Below are 19,713 nucleotides of genomic sequence, written 5' to 3' on the forward strand. Positions count from 1 at the left end.
TTCCGAACTGAAGCCGGCCGGGGTCGTAGCTCTCGCCCCGACTCGACTCCAGTGGTCGGCAGGACACCCCCTAGGAGGGCCTGCCGACCGGGGCCGGGTCGAGCGCGAGTTTGAAGCCCTCGTGGCTGGGGGCGTATCCCAGGGAGGCGTAGAAGCGGTGGGCGTCGGTCCGTCGTTTGCCGCTGGTCAGCTGGACGAGCGCGCAGCCGCGTTCCCGCGCGCGTGCCGCGGCCCGCTCCATCAACTCCCGGCCGAGACCGCCGCCGCGCCGGTCGGGCCTGATCCGGACCGCCTCGACCAGGGCCCGTTCGGCGCCGCCCCGGCCGAGCCCGGGGATGTACGTGATCTGGAGGCAGCCCAGGACCGGCCCGCCGTCCGTCAGGACCAGCATCTCGTTGCGCGGATCGGCCTCGATGGCCGAGAAGGCACGCGCGTACGCCTCGGTGACGTCGACCGAGGAGGGGTCCACGACCGTGTCCTCGTCGGCCAGCAGTGCCAGGACGGCGGGGAGTTCGGCACGGGTCGCGGGGCGCAGGACCAGGTCGCTGGGGATCATGGCGCGCAGTCTGCCACGCGGGGCGGGGGTTGACCTCAAGCAAGGTTGAGGCGGGACGGTGGAGTCGTCCGGGGGAGACCCCGGGGAAGTCCGCCGAGGAACAGGAGACCCCCATGAACGCCGTCGCGCACCCCGACGCCCGCCCCGACCTGCACCGCCCCGGAGTCGGCGCCGTCCTCGTCAGCACCTGGCGGGTCGGCACCCCGGAGCGCCAGCGGGCGGCCGTGGACGCCGTCCGCAGGGCCTGGGAAAGCCGAGAGTGGCCCGACCTCGGGCTGCTCTCGTACAGCATCTACGCCGGCACCGACGGGGACACCCTGCTGCACTACTCGCAGTGGACCGCCGAGCAGGCCTACGAGGACTTCGTCCGCACCTATCGCGACGACCGGAACGCCGAGATCGACGCCGCCGTTCCCGGCATCGAGCGGGTCGAGCTCCGCCGCTACGCGCCGATCCACCGGTCCGCCGTCCTCGGCGCGACCGCCCCGGGGGAGCTGCCCGGGGTCGTGGCGATCGTCGAGGCCGACTTCGACGGGCCCGACGCGGGACGCCGGCGGGCCTGGGTGGACACGGTCTTCACCGCGCTCGACGAGGACGCGGCACTGCGCCCGGGATCCGGCGCGACCGCCGTCCACTTCCATCTCTCCACCGACGGCGGCCGGGTCCTGAACCATGCCGCGTGGGAGAGCGAGCGGGCCCACGAGGAGTGGCTGGCCGACGAGAGCCGGGCGGCCGGGGCCTGGGCGCGGGTGCACCGCTACCCGGGGCTCGTGGGCAGCCGGGTGAAGCGGTACACGCCCGCGCTCAGTCTGAGCGCGGGCGTGTGACCGGGGCTCCGCCTACGGGCGGAAGCGCACGACCTGCGGGTCGTGGTCGCTGTCCTGGTCGGCGAACTCGGCGTTGATGTGGACGCTGTCGTAGTCGAAGTGGCGCACGCCGGGGCTCGTCAGGATCTGGTCGAGCACCTGGCTGTTGCCCTGGTAGACGTACGAGTAGCGCTCGCTGCGGGGCAGCGACTTCACGGCCGGGTACAGCGCGCCGCCGTCGGTCAGCGCCTTCGTCGTCCCGGAGAACTCGAAGTCGTTGATGTCGCCGACGACGAGGACGTCGGCCTGCTTCTCGACCGCGAGGAGCTGCTTCACGAAGCCGTTGACGGACTGCGCCTGGAGCAGCCGCTTCGCCTCGGAGGAGCGGGCCGGGGGCTGGTGGTGCGAGACGATCGACTCGTCGCCGCCCTTCGAACCGAAGTGGTTGGCGATCACGAAGACCGTGCGGCCGCGGAAGACGAACTCGCCTGCGAGCGGCTTGCGGCTGCTCTCCCAGGCGGTGTTCGCCGGGTCGATCCGGCCGGGGGAGACCGTCAGGGCGGCGCGGCCCTTGCGGCCGGTGACGCCGGTGGCCGAGGTCGGGTCGGTCGCCGCGCGGTCCGTGAAGGAGACCCGCTCGGGGTTGAAGAGGAAGACCTGACGGATATTGCCGCCGGGCTCGCCGCCGTCCTTGTTGTTCTCGGGGTCGACCGAGCGCCAGTCGTACGCCGGGCCGCCGGCCGCCACGATCGCGTCCGTGAACTTCTTGACCGTCTGGTCGGCGGCGACCGTGCCGTCGTTCTTGGCGCCGTTGTTGTCCTGGATCTCCTCCAGGGCGAGGATGTCGGGCGAGGCGAGGTTCGCGACGACCGCCTTCGCGAGCGCGTCGAACTTCTCCTGCGGGTCGGTCGGGTCGAGGTTCTCGACGTTGTACGTCGCCACGGCCAGCTCGTTCCGGTGCTGCCTGTCCGTGCTCTCGCGCTCCAGGCCCCGGTCGACGACCGTGCCGAGGGTGCGGGCGGTGAGGGTGTAGCCGCCGAACTGGTTGAAGTCGAGCGGGCCCTCGGTGGTGCCGGTCAGCCGGTCGCCGACGTTCGCCTTGGGGAACGGCTGCTGGGCGACCGGGGTCAGCGACTGGATCTGGAGCCGGCCGGTGTTCTGCGACTCGTACGAGCCGTAGACCGTGCCGCCGCGCCGGTTGCGGTTCTCCCAGGGCTTCACCGTGACCCACAGCTCGGAGTACGGGTCGGTGGCGCCGACCACGCGCGAGGAGCCGATCCGGACGTTGGTGCCCTCCAGGGACTCGTAGTAGTCCAGGGCGTACGTGCGGGGGGCGAGCGTCAGGCCGTTGATCGAGCCGCCGGCGGCCGGGTCGCCCGCCGGGGTGTACCGGGAGGGTACGGACCAGGCCGAGATCGTCACCGGGGCCGGGACCGGGTTGCCCTGGGAGACCACCGTGACGACCGGCTTGGAGAGCTGGGTCAGCGACTGGTTGCCCGAGGTCAGCCCGCCGGGGACGTACTCGGTGACCGTGCCGCTCAGGCTGACGGCGTCGCCCACGGCGACCGTCGGGACGGAGCTGGTGAAGACGAAGAGGCCCTCGCTGGTCGCCGGGTCGTCGTCGCCCTCGGGGTCCTGGATCCAGAAGCCGCGCGAGCCGTAGGTGCGGACGCCGGTGACGATGCCGGTCACACCGGTGACCTGCTGCCCGACGAGCGGCGAGACGCGCGTGGTGCCCTGGATGTCGTGGATGCGGACACCGGCCGCGTCCTCGGCGGCGGCGTTCGTCGAACCGGCCAGCAGACCCGCGGCGAGCGCGGCGGCGACGACGGCGGAGACCGCGGCGGAGCGCGCGGCGGTGCGGCCGGCAGATCTCGGTATGGAGGAAGGCATCAGGGGACTCCGAGGGTGCTTGGAGGAACGGCAGATTAATCTACGCGCGTCAATCTCTTTGCACAGCGCCCAACTTGTCAAGAGTCGACGGGTGTACGAAGGCTGACGGACGCATGAACCGCCGGACGTCCCCCCGGATGCGTCTACGCTGAGAGCCGCGCTCCGAGCCCGTCTCCGAGCCTCTCCCCACCCCTCCAGCCACCACCCCGCACCTTCCGGCCACCCGGCTCGGCCCGCGCTCACCACCGCGCACCCACCACCCTTCACCCACGGACGCGTCGAGGAGACCCCCCAGATGTCAGCGGAGCACCCCACCCTTCCCCCCGTTCGGCTGCGTGCGGACGCGGAGCTGGCGCGGGACGCACTGGCGGCCCCCCTCCTCGCGAACGCGGTACGGCTCGCCCGCTGGGCCGGGCCCGACACCCGGGTCGACGCCGGCGGCGAACTGGTCGACGAGCAGCTCCCCGAGGCGGTCGACGCCCTCGGCCTCGCCCACGACGAGGACGGCGAGATCTCGGCCGGCGACGCCTGGCGCCTGGCCGTCGACACCGGCCTGGTCAGCGTCGAGGACGGAGAGGCCGACGAGGCGGGCGACACCCCCGGGCGGGCCGCGCCCGGCGACAACCTCGCCGTCGTCACCGGCGGTTCGCCCCAGGACGTCCTCGCGCTCTGGCTGGACGGCTTCGACGCCGTCTTCGCCGACGCCGTCGCCCCCGTCCTCGACGACCTGGACGCGATCGTCGGCGAGGACGGCGAGATCGACATCGAGGCCCTCGACTGGGACCCCGAAGTCGAGGCCGAGTTCCTGGAGGGCGTCCTCGGCAACCTCTACCTGCTCACCGTCAGCGAGGGCGGGGCCGGCGAGGGCCCGGTGCCGCTGCCCGCGCTCGCCGCGTCGATGGTCGTCCCCGACGACATGGGCGAACCGACCGACGACGTCCTGGAGCAGGTCTCGGACGCGATGATGCGGCTCGACGAGCAGTTCCGGCTGCTCGAACCGATCGGCCTCGTCGAGTACCAGCCGGTCGACGAGGCCCTGATGGCGGAGGAGGGCGAGGAGCCCGCGCCGCCCGTCGACGACGAGGACGTCACCCGGTACGGCATGGTCCGCCTCACCGACCTCGGCCTCTACGGCGTCCGGGCCCGGATGCTGGAGGCGGGCGTGGACGCCCCCGCCGTCGGCGACCTCGCCGGCAAGGGCGCCGACGCCCTGCTCGACGGGATCTCCTCGTACCCGGAGGCCGCCGCCCGCGAGGAGACGGCCGCCTGGCTGGCCGGCCGCGAGCCGCTCACCGCCGCCCGTGAACTGCTGCACGCCGCCCGCGGCTCGGACGCCGGTTCGCCGCTGCGCCGCCTGCACTGCCAGCAGACGCTGTCCCTGGTGGGGCCGGAGGCGGAGCCCGCCGTGCGCGAGGTCCTGGACGACGCGGAACTGGGCGGCCTCGCCCGGGTCTGGCTCGCCGAGCGCGGTGCGGCGGACGTGCCCGCGCCGCCGGAGTCGATGATCTTCTGGCTCGCGATCGACACGATCGCCGCCCAGCTCGACGCCGACGGGGACCTGCAGGAGCTCCAGGAGCTGATCGAGGGGCTCACGGGGCGGCACAGCGGCTTCTTCGAGGCGGCCTGGCGGGTGGAGCACCCGGCGACCGCGGAGGTGCTGGAGGCGATGGGACGCCTGCACCGCGACAAGGGCGCGGCGAAGGAGGCCCGCAAGGCGGCCTTCAAGGCCCGCTCGCGATCGGGTTCGTGACGGACCGGCGGGACGCTGCACGGCGTCCCGCCGCAGGCCCGCCGGGCGGGCGCGGGCCCGGGACGCCGGGCCCGGGATGTCGGCCCCGGGATGCCGGGCCCGGGATGTCGGCCCCGGGATGTCGGCCCCGGGATGCCGGCCCCGGGATGCCGGCCCCGGGCCCGCGCCGGGCGGAGCCGCGCCCGGCGGTGTTCCCGTGGCGTTCAGGCGCTGTTCGCGGCGGCGCGGGAGGGTGGCCCGCGACAACCGGGCCAGCACAGGGAGAACGCCACACCATGCCCCTTGACCGCAGAGAGTTCACGAAGCAGTCCGCCGCCGCCGGTGCGGGCCTCGCCCTCACCGGGGTGGTCGGCGCTCTCGCCACCGCGCCCGAGGCCCTCGCCGCCGACGACCCTCAGGCGTACGGAGCCGGGCACGGCCACGACCACGGGCACGGCCACGGCCACGGCCACGGCCACCGGCTCGGGTACGGCGAGCTGGTCGCCGACCCCGAGGGGATGCTCGCCCTGCCCGCCGGGTTCGCGTACCGCGTCATCACCCGCAGCGGCGTGACCCGGCTGGAGTCCGGCGAGTTCACCCCCTCGAACCACGACGGCACCGCCGCCTTCGCCGGGCCGCGCGGCACCACGTACCTGGTCAACAACCACGAGCTCAAGGGCCCCCGCGCCGCCTGGGCCCACCCGGTCCCGCTCACCGAGGGGCTCGTCTACGACCCGGCCGCCGCCGGCGGCTGCACGGTCGTCGAGGTGCACCGCGACGGCACCGTCGCCGAGTGGGTCGGCCTCGCCGGCACCTCGACCAACTGCGCGGGCGGCAGCACCGCCTGGGGCACCTGGCTGACGGGCGAGGAGAACTCGGACCGCGCCGGGGTCAACGGCATGACCAAGGACCACGGCTACATCTTCGAGGTCGACCCGCGCGACCGCCGCGCCAACCGCGCCCCCAAGCCCGTCAAGGCCTTCGGCCGCTATGACCACGAGGCCGTGGTCATCGACCCGAAGCGGGGCCACGCCTACCTCACCGAGGACGCCTCGAACCCCAACGGGCTGCTCTTCCGCTGGGTCCCGCCGAAGGGCTTCGAGCACGGCCGCGGCAGGCTCCGCACCCTCGCGGACGACGCCGGTGTGCTCCAGGCCGCCAAGTGCGTCGACTCCGGGGGCCGCTTCGTGGACGACCTGTCCCGGGCGACCCGGATCGGCACCGTCTACGGCGTCGACTGGGTCGACGTCCCGGACCGCGACGGCCGCACCACCTCCGTCCGCAAGCAGTTCGCGGACGGCGCGATCACCCGCGCCCGCAAGCTGGAGGGCATGTGGTGGGCCGACGGCGGCGCGTACGTCGTCTCCTCCTACGCGCGCGCGGAGAGCCCCGGCGCCGCGCACGACGGCCAGGTCTGGTTCTACGACCCCAAGCGCCGCACCCTGACCCTCAAGGTCCTGCTGGGCGTGAACGCCGCCCCGGACGAGGACGGCGCGTTCGACGGCCCCGACAACATCACGGTCTCCCCGTACGGGGGCCTGGTCATCGCCGAGGACGGCGAGGGCGTCCAGCACCTCTTCGGCGCCACCGACTCGGGCCGCACCTACCCGATCGCCCGCAACGACCTCAACGGCAGCGAGTTCACCGGGGTGACCTTCTCGCCCGACGGCGAGACGCTGTTCGCCAACATCCAGGATCCGGGCATCATGGTGGCGATCACCGGTCCGTGGCGCCGCCAGCCCCGTCGCTGACCTGCACCCGGCCTTCACTTCTGACCTCTGGTCAGCTCCGCGGACTGACATCTAACATGTCAGTCCATGAACGCCTTACGGCCCGTGGGCCGCACCCTGCTGCGTGACCGGGCCTACGAGGCGCTGCGCGAGGCCATCGTGCGCGGCGACCTCGCCCCCGGAGCCCCGCTGAAGGACGCCGACCTCGCCGACCGGCTGGGGCTCTCGCGCGCGCCCGTGCGCGAGGCCCTGGCCCGGCTCGGCGACGAGGGGCTCGTCGAGTCCAAGCCGCAGAGCTACACCCGGGTCACCCGCCCGGTCAGCCGGGTCGTCCGGGACGCCGCGTCGGTGGTGCGGGTGATGCACGAACTCGCCGCCCGGACCGGTGTCCCCCTGCTCGGGCCCGAGGGCATCCGGGCCATGCGCGAGGCCAACGAGCGCTTCGCCGCGGCCGTCCGCGCCTCCGACGTCGAGGCCGCCCTCGACGCCGACGACGAGCTGCACCAGGTCCTCGTCGTCGCCAGCGGCAACCACGCCGCCGCCGCCACGATCGCGCGGTACACCCCCCTGATCCGCCGCGTCGAGCGGCGGCTCTTCGGCGACGCCGGGAGCTGCGGTTCGGCCGAGCTGCACGCGCGGCTCATCGAGGCGTGCGCGGCGGGGGACGCCGAGGAGGCGGTCCGGGTCACCACGGAGATCTGGGCGGCCCTGGAGCAGCTCGCGGACGACGCCATCGAGGTGGCCGAGGTGACGGGCATCCCGGCACCGCCGCCGCCCGGGACCGCGACGCCGTAGCGCGCCGCCCGCGCCGGCTCCCGTCCCCTCCCCGTCGCCGCGTACGCCGCCGGTGCCGTCCCCGGGGGCAGCCGCCGCAGAATCCGCGTACCCCGTCCGCGTCCCTCTCCGTGTCCGCCTCCAGGAACGTCGACCAGCCGCCGCCACTCACCGGGAGCCGCCTTGCCGATCACCGACTTCGACCGCTACCCGCTCCTCTTCGGGCCCTCGCCGGTCCACCCCCTCGAACGGCTCACCCACCACCTCGGCGGCGCCACCCTGTGGGCCAAGCGCGAGGACTGCAACTCGGGTGTGGCGTACGGCGGGAACAAGACCCGCAAGCTGGAGTACCTCGTCGCGGACGCCCTCGCCCAGGGCTGCGACACCCTCGTCTCCATCGGCGGCGTCCAGTCCAACCACACGCGCCAGGTCGCCGCCGTCGCCGCCCGGGCCGGGCTGCGCTGCGTGCTCGTGCAGGAGAGCTGGGTCGACTGGCCCGACTCCGTCTACGACAAGGTCGGCAACATCCTGATCAGCCGCCTCGCGGGCGCCGACGTCCGCCTCGTCCGGGCGGGCTTCGGCATCGGCTTCAAGGAGAGCTGGGAGCAGGCCCTGCGGGAGGTCGAGGAGGGCGGCGGCAAGCCGTACGCGATCCCGGCGGGCGCCTCCGACCACCGGCTCGGCGGGCTGGGCTTCGCGAACTGGGCGTACGAGGTGGCCGAGCAGGAGCGCGTGCTGGGCGTCCGCTTCGACACGGTGGTCGTGTGCTCGGTGACCGGCTCCACCCAGGCCGGGATGGTCGCGGGGTTCGCCGCGCTCGCCGAGGAGGAGGGCGGCCCGGCCCGCCGGATCATCGGCGTCGACGCCTCCGCGAAGCCGGGGCCGACCCATGAGCAGATCACCCGGATCGCCCGGGACACCGCCGCCCTCATCGGCGTCGACCGCCCGGTGACGGCGGCCGACGTCGAGCTGGACGAGCGCTACCACGCCGGGGTGTACGGCATCCCGGACGAGGCGACCCTCGACGCGATGCGGCTCGCCGCCCGCACCGAGGGCATGATCACCGACCCCGTGTACGAGGGGAAGTCGATGGCGGGGCTGATCGACCTGGTGGACCGCGGGGAGATCGGCCGGGACTCGACCGTGCTCTACGCCCACCTCGGCGGCCAGCCCGCCCTCAACGCGTACAGCGCCCTGTTCTGAACCCGGCGAGCACGGCCGCTCAGAGCGCCTGGGCGGCCGGCTTCACCATGCCCCGGACGGTCCGCGACTTCACGAACTCGCCCATCGCCGTCATCTCCCACTCGCCGGAGAACTGCTTGATCAGCTTGGCCATCATCACGCCGGTCTGCGGCTCGGCGCTGGTCAGGTCGAAGCGGACCAGCTCCTCGCCGGTCGCCGCGTCGATCAGCCGGCAGTAGGCCTTGGCGACCTCGGTGAACTTCTGGCCGGAGAACGAGTTCACCGTGAAGACGAGTCCGGTCGCGTCGGCGGGCAGCCGGCCGAGGTCGACGACGATCACCTCGTCGTCGCCCGCGCCCTCTCCGGTGAGGTTGTCGCCGGAGTGCTTCACCGAGCCGTTGAGGATGGACAGCTTGCCGAAGTAGCAGCTGTCCAGGTGGTTGCGCTGGGGGCCGTAGGCGATGACGGAGGCGTCCAGGTCGATGTCCTTGCCGCGGTACGCCGGCTCCCAGCCGAGGCCCATCTTGACCTGGGAGAGCAGCGGGCGGCCGCCCTTGACCAGGGACACCGTCTGGTTCTTCTGGAGGCTGACGCGGCCCTTGTCGAGGTTGATCTTGCCGGAGGCGGCGGGGGCCGGGGGAGCGGCGGGGGCGGCCGCCGCGATGCGGGGGTCGACCGCGGAGACGGGCGGCGCGGGCGGGGCCGGGGGCGCCACCGGAGGTGCCACGGGGGCGGGCGGCGCGACGGCCGCGGCCGGCGCGGCGGGCGCGTCGTCCACGGAGACGCCGAAGTCGGTCGCGATGCCCGCCAGGCCGTCGGCGTAGCCCTGGCCGACGGCGCGGGCCTTCCACGCGCCGTTGCGCAGGTAGATCTCGACGACCACGAGCGCCGTCTCGGTGGCCAGCTGCGGCGGGGTGAAGGTGGCGAGGACGGTGCCGTCGTCCGCGTTGCGAAGGGTGGCGGTGGGCTCGATGCCCTGGAAGGTCTGGCCCGCGGCGTCGGGGCTCGCGGTGACGACGATCCTCTCGATGCCGGCCGGGACGGCGCCGGTGTCCACCAGGATCGCGTCGGGGGCGGCGCCGCCGCCGGAGCGGTAGGTCACACCGGGGCCGGACGGCTGGTTGTAGAAGATGAAGTCGTCGTCCGAGCGCACCTTGCCGTTGGCGCCGAGCAGCAGGCCCGAGACGTCGAGCCGCACCGGTGCGGCGACGTCCACCGCCACGCGTGCGGCGGTGAGAGGGATGTTCGAGCCGGGGGTCATTGCGGTCATGCCTGGGCTAACGAACCGGGTGCCTTTGCCGTTCCCTTACCCTCGGCCGGTTCGGCCACCTTGATTACGGGGGTGGTTCCTGGCCTGCCGCTCGTTGCCGAAGCGGTACGCGCCGGTCCACCGGGCCATGACGAGCTGGGCGTCGCCCGACCCGACCTCGGCGAGGAACTTCTCGGCGCGGGCACCGCGCAGCACCCCCGCGGCCCGCCCCTGGTGGGTGAGGACCACCGAGCCGTCGCGGCGCTGTTCGTACGTGAATCCATGGGGTCGTGGCATGCCGGGCATCCTGCCGTTCCCGGTCAGATCCGTCATATGAATATTCTTTCGACCCATGGGTGCGGTGGGGGCGGAGGGGCCGGTGGGACCGGCGGGGGCGGGGGGCGCTGTGGGCGCGTTCGACGGGAGCCGCTTTCGGACCCGGGACGTGGACGAGGCGCGGGTGGAGCTCGACGCCCGCTACTACGCGAACCGGATGGACCTCGTCGACCGGGAGCGGCGGCCCTTCGCGGCGCGCTTCGACACGGTCGCGCTCGGCCCGCTGGTCATCGGGGACCTGAGCTGCGGGGCCGACGTGCGGATGAGCTTCGGCGAGCTGGGGGCCTACCACCTGAACGCGCCGCTCGGCGGGCGGATGGAGATGCGCCAGGGCGGGAGACCGCTGGTCGCCACGGACGCCGAGGCCCTGCTGCTCGACCCGGCGGGGGACACCTTCCTCGACCGCTGGAGCGGGGACTGCCGGACCCTGTCGGTGAAGGTGGGGGCGGCCGCGCTGCGCGAGCGCCTGGAGCAGTTGATCGGCCGGCCGCCCCGCGGCCCGCTGGTGTTCGCGCACGGGGTGGACATCACCCGCGGTCCCGGCCTCAGCTGGGTGCGCTTCGCCCGCCAGGTCGCCGCGGAGGCCCTGGCGGGCGAGGGCCTCGCGCGGCACGAGCTGGTGGCCCGGCCACTGCAGGAGGCGCTGCTCAACGGACTCCTGCTGGCCGCCGAGCACCCCTGGCGCGAGGCGCTCGCGCACCCGGGGGAGCCGCGCCGGCCCGCGCCGGTCAAGCGGGTGATGGACGCGGTGCGGGAGCGTCCGGAGCATCCGTTCACGACGACGGAGCTGGCCGCCCTGGCCCGGGTGAGCGTGCGCCGGCTCCAGGAGTCGTTCCGCGAGTACGTCGGGATGTCGCCGATGGCGTACGTGCGGGAGGTGCGGCTCGACCGGGTCCGCGGGGAGCTGCGGGCGGCCGCGCCGGACGAGGTGAGCGTGGGCGAGGTGGCCTGGCGCTGGGGCTTCGCCCATCAGGGCCGCTTCGCGGCGCGCTACCGCGAGAAGTTCGGCGAGTCGCCGTCGGAGACCCTGCGCGGATGCCGCTGAGGGTGCCCCTGGGGGCCGGCTCGGGCGCCCCGGCGTGCGCCGGGGCGCGCAAGGGGGCGCGTTTCGCGTCGACCAGCGCGCTTCCCTGCATCGATCCGCCGCGCATTCCGGACAGAGGCCGCGTTCCGCGGCTCGCGATGATCTTCGTACGGGCCTACGGTGAGCAGGTCCGGCCGCCAGCGCGCGCCGTGACCCGGGCCCCGGCCGGCTCCCCCGTATCAGTCCGGCCGGGTCCTGCGTACCCCCCTCCTCCCGCGGCCCTTCGCCGCCCGGGCGGTTCCTCAGGCGAGACCCCCGTTGCTCATCAGCAACTGCCCGTTGACCCACTGCCCCTCGGGCGAGCAGAGGAAGTCGACCAGGTGCGCGGTGTCCCGCGGGGTGCCGAGGCGGCCCAGCGGGGTCTGGTCCGTCATCTGCCGCCGGAGCGGCTCCGTCATCCAGCCGGTGTCCACCGGGCCGGGGTTGACCGCGTTGGCGGTGACCCCCAGGTGGGCGAGCTCGCGCGCGGCGGCCAGGGTGATGCGGTCCAGGGCCCCCTTGCTGGCCCCGTACGGAAGGTTCCCCACCGTGTGGTCGCTGGTCAGCGCGACGACGCGGCCGGTTCCCGCCGGTCCGGCGAACCGCCTGCCGAACTCCCGGATCAGCAGCCAGGACGCGCGCGTGTTGACCGCGAAGTGGCGGTCGAAGCTCTCGACGGTGGTGTCGAGGAGTCCGGAGTCGACCGACTCGCAGTGGCACAGGACGAGGGCCGTGACCGGGCGCCCGAGCCGCTCCTCGACGGCGTCGAAGACACGGGCGGGCGCCCCGGGGTCGGCGAGGTCGGCCTCCACGGCGGCGCAGGCGGCGCCCCGTTCGGCGAGCCGCGCGGTGACGGCCTCGGCCGCCCCCCGTTCCTCGCCCCACTCCATGCGGCGGTCGTAGGGGGTCCAGTACGTGAAGGCGACGTCCCAGCCGGACTCGGCGAGGCGGTCGGTGATGCCCGCGCCGATGCCGACCGTACGGCCGACGCCGGTCACGAGGGCGAGCGGACGCTGGTCCATGGAACTGCTCCTGTCGTCGTTCAGTGCGGCCACCGGGGCGGTGTCACGCAGAAGTGGCCGCCCAGGTAGAGGGCGTCGGCGCTGTCGGCCGGAGGGAGGCCCTGCTCGGCGAGGAGCCGCTCCGCGTAGACCTCCGAGTCGTCCTGCGGGTCGAAGCCGAGCGCGCGGGCCGAGGAGAGGTCCCACCACGCGCGCGTGTTCGCGGACGAGCCGTGGACGACGGTGTGGGCCACGTCCTCGGCGGTCAGCGCGGCGTGCAGGAGCCGGGCGGCGTCGGCCGGGCTCAGCCACATCGACAGCATCCGGACCGAGGTGGGCTCGGGGAAGCAGGAGCCGATGCGGATCGAGACGGTCTCGACGCCGTGCAGGTCCCAGTAGAGCTGCGCCAGGTCCTCGCCGAAGCACTTGGACAGGCCGTAGAAGGTGTCCGGGCGGTGCGGGGTGTCCACCGGCACGAGCGGGTCGCCCGCGCGGGGCTGCCGGGTGAAGCCGACGGCGTGGTTGCTGGAGGCGAACACCACGCGGGGGACGCCCTCCTCGCGGGCGGCCTCGTAGAGGTTGTACGTCCCGGCGATGTTCGCCGCCATGATCTTGTCGAAGGTCGACTCCAGGGAGATGCCCGCCAGGTGGACGATCGCGTCGACGCCCCGGACGGCCTCGCGCAGCGCCGGGCGGTCCGCGAGGTCGGCGGTGATCGCGTCCGGCGCGTCCGGCACGGGGACGGCGTCCAGGAGCCGGAGTTCGTGGCCGAACGGGGGCAGGAGCTCCCGCATCAGCGTGCCGACGCCTCCGGCGGCGCCGGTGAGCAGGACGGTGCGGGGTGCGGCCATGGAGCGGGTCTCCTCCGTCGGGCGGCACGCGGCGACGGTCCCGCGTGCCCGTGGCATTCATCTGAGCGGCATTCACAACCGTGGACACGCTAGGGAGCGGTCCGACGGAGCGTCAAGAGGCCGTGGAAGCCGCGCTCTCTAGGATATGGATGACAGTCATACCTGTGCACGAGATGGTCCCGCACGACGGACTTCCTGGGAGCGACCGTGACCCCTGCCCCGCTCGCCGGCCTCAGCGACCTCGACCTCATGCGGCCGTCGGGTCCGCGGCCGGCAGACGGGCCGCGGCCGCGCGGGTGTCCGCGACGTGCGCGCGGGCCGACGCCTCGGCCCCGTCGCCGTCGGCGACCCCGCCTCACCAGGCCAGGTCCTCCAGCGCGTCCAGGTCCGGCACCGCCGCCTCGCTCGGTTCGGCGTCCTCGGCGCCCACCCGCAGCTCGGCCCAGATCGTCTTGCCGCGCCGGCCGTACCGGGTGCCCCAGCGGTCCGCGTACTGCGCCACCAGGTACAGCCCGCGGCCGCCCTCGTCCGTCGCCGCCGCGTGCCGCAGGTGCGGAGAGGTGCTGCTGCCGTCCGACACCTCGCAGATCAGCGTCCGGTCGTGGAGCAGTCGCACCCGGACCGGGTCCGCCCCGTACCGCACCGCGTTCGTGATCAGCTCGCTGAGGACCAGCTCCGCCGTGAACGCGAGCCCGTCGAGCCCCCAGTCCGACAGCTTCTCGGCCGCCGCGTTCCGCACCGGCGAGACCGCCGACGGATCGCGCGCCACCTCCCACTCCGCGATCCGCTCGGGGTCGAGCAGTCGCGTGCGGGCCACCAGGAGCGCGATGTCGTCGCGGGGCGAGGGCGACAGGAGGGTCGCGAGGACGTCCGCGCAGGTCTGCTCCGGGCTCCGGTCCGGGCGGGCCAGCGTGGACCGGAGCATGCCCATGCCCGTGTCGAGGTCCCGACCCCGGTCCTCCAGGAGACCGTCCGTGAACAGCACCAGCTTGCTGCCCTCCGGCAGCAGCAGCTCCGTCGCCTCGAACGGCACGTCGCCCAGACCGAGCCCCAGCGGCAGCCCCGGCGACAGCTCGGGGAACTCCACCCGCCCGTCCGAGGCCACCAGGGCCGGACCCGGATGGCCCGCGCTCGCCACCGTGCACATCCCCGACGCCGGGTCGTAGATCGCGTACAGGCAGGTCGCGCCGGTGATGCCCTCGTCCCGCCGCCGCTCGCCCTCCGGCCCCTCCGACTCCCGGTCGTCGATCCGGCCCGTCAGCTCGTCCAGGTGCCCGAGCAGCTCGTCCGGCGGCACGTCGAGCGTCGAGAAGTTGTGCACCGCCGTCCGCAGCCGCCCCATGGTGGCCGCCGCGTGCAGCCCGTGCCCCACCACGTCCCCGACGACCAGCGCCACCCGCGCCCCCGGCAGCGGGATCACGTCGAACCAGTCGCCGCCCACCCCCGCCTTCGCCGGCAGGTAGCGGTACGCCACCTCCACCGCGCTCTGGTCCGGGAGCACCCGGGGCAGCAGGCTCCGCTGGAGCGTCACCGCCATCGCGTGCTCCCGGGTGAACCGGCGCGCGTTGTCGATGGCCACCGCCGCGCGGGCCGCCAGCTCCTCCGCGAACGACAGGTCCTCGTCGCCGAACGGCTCCGGGGTGTCCGCGCGCCAGAAGTTCGCCATCCCCAGGACCACCCCGCGGGCCAGCAGCGGCACCGTGAGCAGCGAGTGCATCCCGTACGCGAGGGCCTGCGCCGCCCCCTCCGGGTCCTGCTCCCGCCAGCCCTCCGCGGAGGCCAGCTCCGCCTGCGCCATGGCGTGCCCGGCGCTCAGGGCCGTCGCCATCGGGGTGCTGGGGACGTCGAACCGGATGGTGTCCCCGACCGGCTGGAGCGGCTGGTCGGGCCGGAGTCCGCTCAGCGCGGTCCGCCGCATCTCCGTGGTCTCCGACGCGGACGCCGGCGGCTCCTCGCCCCGCAGCACCGGTTCGAGCAGCTCCACCGTCGCGAAGTCCGCGAACCGCGGCACCGCGACCTCCGCCAGCTCCTCCGCCGTCCGGACGACCTCCAGGGTCGTCCCGATCCGCACGCCCGCCTCGTACAGCAGCTGGAGCCGGCCCCGGGCCACCGCGGCCCGCCCGGTCAGGGCGGCCAGCTCGGTCGTGTCCCGCATCGTCATCACGCAGCCGGACTCCCGCCCGGCGGGCAGCGTGGGCCGCACGCTCACCGCGAGCAGCCGGTCGCCCGCACGGTGCACCTCGTCCGTCGCGGACCGGCCCGACTCCAGGAGCTCGACGGTCCGGGCGTCGAGCCCGAGCTCCGAGACGTGCCGCCGCTCCGCGTCGGACGTGAGGCCGAGGAGGCGGCGCGCCTCGTCGTTCGCGAGCAGCAGCCGGCGGTCCGGGCCCACGATCAGGACCCCTTCGCGCACCGCGTGCAGGACCGCCTCGTGGTGCTCCTTCATCCGGGTCATCTCGGCCGGCCCCAGGCCGTGGGTCTGCCGCCGCAGCCGCCGGCTCACCAGGGCGGCCCCGCCCACGGCGAGCACCAGCGCGCCCGCGGCGGCCCCGACGAGCAGCGGCAGCCGGTTCCGCACGGCGTCCGAGATGCTCTGCACCTCGACCCCGCTGGTGACCATGCCGACGATCCTGCCCCGGTCGTCCACGACCGGGACCACGGCCCGGACGGCGTCGTTGGGCGCGCCCCGGAACAGCTCCGTGTAGGACTCGCCGTCCACCACCGCCCGGCTGAGGTCGCCGGTGGCCTTGGTGCCGATCAGCTCCGGCTGCGAGTCGGTGTACCGCACGCCGTTCAGGTCCAGGACGGCGATGAAGTCCACCCCGGTGGCCCGCCGGGTCTGCTCCGCGCGCTTCTGCAACACGGCCGTGGGGTCGGGCGAGGCGAGCGCCGCGTCGATGCCGGGCGCCTTCGCGAAGGCCTCCGCGACCGCCAGCGAGCGGACGCTGGCGTCCCGCTCGGTGTCGCTGCGCGCCTGGTAGAACGTCACGAACACGGCCGCCGCGATCACCAGGAGCGCGATCAGCGCCTCCAGGGCGAACACCTGCCCGGCCACGCTCCGCAGCCCCGTCCCGCGGCCCTCGGCGCGCTTCCCGCGCTTTCCGGCTCCCCTCCCCCGAGGCCCCTCCCGGGCCGTCATCCCGTGCTCCGCGCGATGAGCAGCGCCACGTCGTCCGGGGCGCCGGGCCGGCGCAGCGCCCGGAGGATCTCGTCGCAGGTCTCCTCCAGGGGGCCCCGCATGTCGTCGAGGAGGCCCACGAGCAGCGCGAGCCGCTCGTCGATGGCCTCGTGCCGGGTCTCGATCAGCCCGTCCGTGTAGAGCACGAGCCGGTCCCCGGGACGGAACGGCACCCGGGTCGTACGGAACGTGCCGCCGCCCACGCCGAGCGGGACCCCCGGCGGCACGGTCACCAGTTCGGCCGGGCCGTCCACCGGGACCCGCACCGGCGGCAGATGTCCCGCGTTCGAGATCCGGCACCGGCCGAGGGCCCGGTCGTGCACGGCGAAGAGACAGGTCGCGATGTAGTGCTCCAGGCCCGCCGTGATCCGGTCCAGGTGCCGCAGGACCTGGGCGGGCGACAGGTCGAGGTCGGCGAAGGCGCAGGTGGCGGTCCGCAGCCGGCCCATCGTCGCCGCCGCGTCGATCCCGCTGCCCATCACGTCCCCGACGACCAGCGCCGTCTTGTCGTCGGGCAGCGGGATCACGTCGTACCAGTCGCCCCCGACCTCGCTCGACGCCTGCGCGGGCTGGTAGCGGGCCGCGACCTCCAGGCCCGCCCGGTCCGGCGGGGCGGCGGGCAGCAGGCTGCGCTGCAGGGTCACCGCCGAGTTCCGCACGCTCTGGTACCAGCGGGCGTTGTCGATGCTGACCGCCGCGCGGGCCGCGAGCTCCATCGCCAGCAGCACGTCGTCGCCGTCGAAGGGCAGGGCGTTGCGGTCCCGCTTCAGGTCGAGCGCGCCGAGCACCTCGCCGCGCGCGATCAGCGGCACCGCCAGGTAGGAGTGCACCCCCGCCCGGGCGAGCAGGTCCGCCGCCTCCGGGTTCCGGGCGATCCGGGACAGGTCGCCGGGGCCGACGTGCTCCACGAGGACCGGAAGACCGGTGTGGACGCACCGGGTGACGAGCCGGTCCGCCCCGTACATGGTGATCGCCCCGGGCGGGTCCGCCGCCGGCAGGGCGTCGGTCCGCGCCGCCGCCTTCACCGCGAGCGCCCGGAACAGCTCGGGTCCCTCCTCGGGCGCGCCCGGCCTGCGCAGGGCGAGGACGGAGTCGAGGACGTCGACGGCGGCGATGTCGGCGAGCTCCGGAACCACCACCGAGGCCAGCTCGTCGGCGGTCCGCTCCACCTCCAGGGTGGTGCCGACCCGGGCCGAGGCGTCCGCGATGAGCGCGAGCCGCCGCCGCGACCGGTCGGCGTCGGCGTCCGCCAGGTGCCGCTCGGTCACGTCGATCACCGAGGCGGCCACGCCCAGGACCCGGTCCTCCGCCCCTTCCAGGCGGTAGAGGGACACCGACCAGGCGTGCTCGCGCTCCGGGTCGCCGGGGGTCCTCCCGACGGTGGAGTGGTCGAGCAGCGGCGTGCCCGTGGCGAGGACGGTGCGCAGCGCGTCCTCCAGGGAGGCGGCGTCGATCCCCGGCAGCATGTCGCCGATCCGCCGCCCGACGTGCAGGGCGGCCGGGATGCCGTTGACCCGTTCGAGGGCCGGGTTGACCAGGACGTAGCGGAGGTCCGTGTCGAACACGGCCAGGCCGATGGGGGACTGGGACACCAGCCGGTCGGAGAGGGCCAGCTCGGTCTCGATCCGCTCGACGGCGGAGTGGTCGGCGGCGATCCCCAGCGCGTAGAGGCCTCCGAGGTCGTCGGTGAGCCGCATGTTGCGGAACTCGACGGGCCGCACCCGGCCGTCCTTGTGCCGGACGGGGAAGGTGCCGGCCCAGGTGGTGCCCTCCCGCAGGACCTCGCCGAAGAGGTGCATGGCCTCGTCGCGGTGGTCGGCGTCGACGACCAGCCGGGCCATGTACTGGCCCAGGGCCTCCTCCGCGCGGTAGCCGAAGAGGTCCTCGGCCTGCGGGCTCCAGAGCACGATGCGCCCGCGCGCGTCGATGACGACGGCGGCTACCCCCAGGACGTCGAGAAGGCCCTTGCCGTCCAGGGGCACACCGACCCGCCCCGTCGTCCCCGGGAAGGAACCGGCCGTCACGCTGCCCTCCTCCCGCCGCGCCGTGCCTCCTTCCATGCTCGCCGCCCACCGGGCCCCCCGCACCGCGAGCGCACCCGGGGAGCGGGTCCGCTCGCGGTGCGGGGAGCCCTCAGCCGACCGGCAGGGACGGGTCCGGCAGGTCCGCCTCCCGGTCCCGCCCGCGGCGCCGGCCCCGTACTGCCACCACCGCGGCCCAGCCCGCCCCGGCGAGCGCGAGCAGCGGCAGCAGGACGCGGACGTCGACCAGGGCGACCAGGCCCGCGCCGAGGGCGAGCGCGAGCGCGTTCGGCGCCATGACCAGCGTGTGCGCGGTGGCCGCCACCCGCCCGACCGCCGCCGCGGGCGCCACCCGCTGGACGGCCGTCGCCACCGCCACCAGCACCCACGGCAGCCCGAGGCCGATCACCGCGCTCGCCGCCAGGGCCGTCGCCTCGTACGGCAGCGCCCGGACGCCCACCGCGACCGAGAACAGGGCGAGACCGGACACGGCGAGCGTCCGCTCGGACATCCGGCGGAGCAGCGGCCCGGTGAGCAGGCCGGCGAGGACCGAGCCGGCGCCCTGCACGGCGTAGAGCACGCCCGCGTAGGCCGGGACGTGTCCGAGTCCCCGGTCGACGACGGCGTAGACCGCGGCCCCGTTCACCCCGGCGAGCAGCATCGTGAACGCGCCCGTCGCGACCAGCGGCCGCAGCACCGGCGAACCGCGCAGCAGCCGGGCGCCCCCGGCGGTCTCCCGCCGTCCGTTCCCGGCCTCCGGGCGCGCCGGGCGTTCCTCCCGTAGGGGCATCAGGGCGAAGAGGCCCGCGGCGAGCGCGAAGCTCGCCGCGTCGAGCAGGGCGACGGTCCCGCCGCCGTACGCGGCGAAGAGGCCCGCCGCCACGAGCGGGGCGATCAGCTTGGTCGACTCGTTGGCGGTCATCCGGAGTCCGTTGAGGGCGCCGAGCCGGTCCGCGTCCGCGGCGGTCGCGACCAGGGCCTGCTCCGCCGCCTCGTGGACGGCGCCCTGCGCCCCGTAGAGGACGAGGACGGCGAAGAGCAGCCAGACGCGGTCGGCCGAGTCCACCCACAGGAGGACCGGGAGGACCGCGGCGGCCGCCAGGTCGAGGGCGACCAGGAGCGGCCGCCGCCGGACCCGGTCGGCGAGCGTGCCGAGCAGCGGCCCGAGGAGGACGGGGGCCCAGAGGGCGAAGGCGGCCAGAGCCGCGAGACTGTCGGAGCCCGTCAGCGACTTGACCCAGATCCCGGAGACCAGCCACATCGCCGTCGTACCGAATCCGGACACGAGGACACCTGTCAGATACCAGCGCATGGGCACAGGCTGGTCTCTGAGGCGGCCCCGGC

At 74.6% G+C, this 19,713-nt stretch carries 15 protein-coding genes; 6 read left to right on the forward strand and 9 right to left on the reverse strand.

Annotated features, from left to right (window positions below):
- Positions 1–70: 70 nt before the first annotated feature.
- A complete protein-coding gene (locus ACY0MR_RS27560) occupies positions 71–556 on the reverse strand; it encodes a GNAT family N-acetyltransferase (protein WP_473555948.1) in 486 nt (161 codons plus the stop codon).
- 113 nt (positions 557–669) lie between these two features.
- Between ACY0MR_RS27560 and ACY0MR_RS27565 the strand changes: the two genes are divergently transcribed.
- A complete protein-coding gene (locus ACY0MR_RS27565; protein ID WP_403316451.1) occupies positions 670–1,383 on the forward strand; it encodes an antibiotic biosynthesis monooxygenase in 714 nt (237 codons plus the stop codon).
- 12 nt (positions 1,384–1,395) lie between these two features.
- On the opposite strand, the gene ACY0MR_RS27570 is transcribed toward ACY0MR_RS27565, so the two are convergent.
- Entirely contained in the window at positions 1,396–3,255 is a 1,860-nt protein-coding gene (locus ACY0MR_RS27570) for an endonuclease/exonuclease/phosphatase family protein (RefSeq protein ID WP_404079811.1), read from the reverse strand.
- A gap of 295 nt (positions 3,256–3,550) precedes the next feature.
- On the opposite strand from ACY0MR_RS27570, the gene ACY0MR_RS27575 reads away from it, so the two are divergent.
- The 4 genes from ACY0MR_RS27575 (at position 3,551) to ACY0MR_RS27590 (ending at position 8,691) form a co-directional block, all read left to right on the forward strand.
- Positions 3,551–5,005: a hypothetical protein gene (locus ACY0MR_RS27575; RefSeq protein WP_361848677.1), complete on the forward strand. Its 1,455-nt coding sequence runs from the start codon at positions 3,551–3,553 to the stop codon at positions 5,003–5,005.
- A 275-nt stretch (positions 5,006–5,280) separates the two neighbouring features.
- A complete protein-coding gene (locus ACY0MR_RS27580; RefSeq protein WP_388802621.1) occupies positions 5,281–6,735 on the forward strand; it encodes an alkaline phosphatase PhoX in 1,455 nt (484 codons plus the stop codon).
- A 66-nt stretch (positions 6,736–6,801) separates the two neighbouring features.
- Positions 6,802–7,509: a GntR family transcriptional regulator gene (locus ACY0MR_RS27585; RefSeq protein ID WP_473555952.1), complete on the forward strand. Its 708-nt coding sequence runs from the start codon at positions 6,802–6,804 to the stop codon at positions 7,507–7,509.
- 162 nt (positions 7,510–7,671) lie between these two features.
- Entirely contained in the window at positions 7,672–8,691 is a 1,020-nt protein-coding gene (locus ACY0MR_RS27590; protein ID WP_473555954.1) for a 1-aminocyclopropane-1-carboxylate deaminase, read from the forward strand.
- A 19-nt stretch (positions 8,692–8,710) separates the two neighbouring features.
- Here the strand turns inward: ACY0MR_RS27590 and ACY0MR_RS27595 are convergent, their stop codons facing one another.
- Both ACY0MR_RS27595 and ACY0MR_RS27600 read right to left on the reverse strand, forming a co-directional pair.
- Positions 8,711–9,940, reverse strand: a complete 1,230-nt coding sequence (locus ACY0MR_RS27595) for a TerD family protein (RefSeq protein WP_361848689.1) — start codon at positions 9,938–9,940, stop codon at positions 8,711–8,713.
- 36 nt (positions 9,941–9,976) lie between these two features.
- On the reverse strand, positions 9,977–10,216 hold the full coding sequence (locus ACY0MR_RS27600; protein ID WP_329277483.1) for a hypothetical protein: 240 nt from the start codon (positions 10,214–10,216) through the stop codon (positions 9,977–9,979).
- Between the two features lie 148 nt (positions 10,217–10,364).
- On the opposite strand from ACY0MR_RS27600, the gene ACY0MR_RS27605 reads away from it, so the two are divergent.
- A complete protein-coding gene (locus ACY0MR_RS27605; protein WP_473555958.1) occupies positions 10,365–11,300 on the forward strand; it encodes an AraC family transcriptional regulator in 936 nt (311 codons plus the stop codon).
- Between the two features lie 281 nt (positions 11,301–11,581).
- Here ACY0MR_RS27605 and ACY0MR_RS27610 read toward each other — a convergent pair whose 3' ends face one another.
- The 5 genes from ACY0MR_RS27610 to ACY0MR_RS27630 all read right to left on the reverse strand — a co-directional run bounded on the left by ACY0MR_RS27610 (position 11,582) and on the right by ACY0MR_RS27630 (position 19,681).
- Positions 11,582–12,340 carry an SDR family oxidoreductase gene (locus ACY0MR_RS27610; RefSeq protein WP_361848695.1) on the reverse strand — a complete coding sequence of 253 codons (759 nt, stop codon included), beginning with the start codon at positions 12,338–12,340 and terminating at the stop codon, positions 11,582–11,584.
- Between the two features lie 20 nt (positions 12,341–12,360).
- Positions 12,361–13,170, reverse strand: a complete 810-nt coding sequence (locus tag ACY0MR_RS27615) for an NAD-dependent epimerase/dehydratase family protein (protein ID WP_403316461.1) — start codon at positions 13,168–13,170, stop codon at positions 12,361–12,363.
- A 355-nt stretch (positions 13,171–13,525) separates the two neighbouring features.
- Positions 13,526–16,309, reverse strand: coding sequence for a SpoIIE family protein phosphatase (locus ACY0MR_RS27620; RefSeq protein WP_388802642.1), 2,784 nt, complete (start codon positions 16,307–16,309; stop codon positions 13,526–13,528).
- Positions 16,306–18,372: a SpoIIE family protein phosphatase gene (locus ACY0MR_RS27625; RefSeq protein ID WP_473555962.1), complete on the reverse strand. Its 2,067-nt coding sequence runs from the start codon at positions 18,370–18,372 to the stop codon at positions 16,306–16,308. Before ACY0MR_RS27625 ends, ACY0MR_RS27620 begins: the two co-directional genes overlap by 4 nt.
- Positions 18,373–18,481: 109 nt before the next feature.
- A complete protein-coding gene (locus ACY0MR_RS27630) occupies positions 18,482–19,681 on the reverse strand; it encodes an MFS transporter (protein WP_473555963.1) in 1,200 nt (399 codons plus the stop codon).
- Between the last annotated feature and the right edge of the window lie 32 nt (positions 19,682–19,713).

The organism is Streptomyces sp. JN8 (assembly GCF_055808075.1).

Excerpts from the sequence above, each read along its gene's own strand:
- ACY0MR_RS27610 (WP_361848695.1), bottom strand. The coding sequence starts at position 12,340 with ATGGACCAGCGTCCGCTCGCCCTCGTGACCGGCGTCGGCCGTACGGTC.
- ACY0MR_RS27630 (WP_473555963.1), bottom strand. The coding sequence starts at position 19,681 with ATGCGCTGGTATCTGACAGGTGTCCTCGTGTCCGGATTCGGTACGACG.
- ACY0MR_RS27600 (WP_329277483.1), bottom strand. The coding sequence starts at position 10,216 with ATGCCACGACCCCATGGATTCACGTACGAACAGCGCCGCGACGGCTCG.
- ACY0MR_RS27580 (WP_388802621.1), top strand. The coding sequence starts at position 5,281 with ATGCCCCTTGACCGCAGAGAGTTCACGAAGCAGTCCGCCGCCGCCGGT.
- ACY0MR_RS27565 (WP_403316451.1), top strand. The coding sequence starts at position 670 with ATGAACGCCGTCGCGCACCCCGACGCCCGCCCCGACCTGCACCGCCCC.
- ACY0MR_RS27570 (WP_404079811.1), bottom strand. The coding sequence starts at position 3,255 with ATGCCTTCCTCCATACCGAGATCTGCCGGCCGCACCGCCGCGCGCTCC.
- ACY0MR_RS27585 (WP_473555952.1), top strand. The coding sequence starts at position 6,802 with ATGAACGCCTTACGGCCCGTGGGCCGCACCCTGCTGCGTGACCGGGCC.
- ACY0MR_RS27620 (WP_388802642.1), bottom strand. The coding sequence starts at position 16,309 with ATGACGGCCCGGGAGGGGCCTCGGGGGAGGGGAGCCGGAAAGCGCGGG.
- ACY0MR_RS27595 (WP_361848689.1), bottom strand. The coding sequence starts at position 9,940 with ATGACCGCAATGACCCCCGGCTCGAACATCCCTCTCACCGCCGCACGC.
- ACY0MR_RS27560 (WP_473555948.1), bottom strand. The coding sequence starts at position 556 with ATGATCCCCAGCGACCTGGTCCTGCGCCCCGCGACCCGTGCCGAACTC.
- ACY0MR_RS27615 (WP_403316461.1), bottom strand. The coding sequence starts at position 13,170 with ATGGCCGCACCCCGCACCGTCCTGCTCACCGGCGCCGCCGGAGGCGTC.
- ACY0MR_RS27575 (WP_361848677.1), top strand. The coding sequence starts at position 3,551 with ATGTCAGCGGAGCACCCCACCCTTCCCCCCGTTCGGCTGCGTGCGGAC.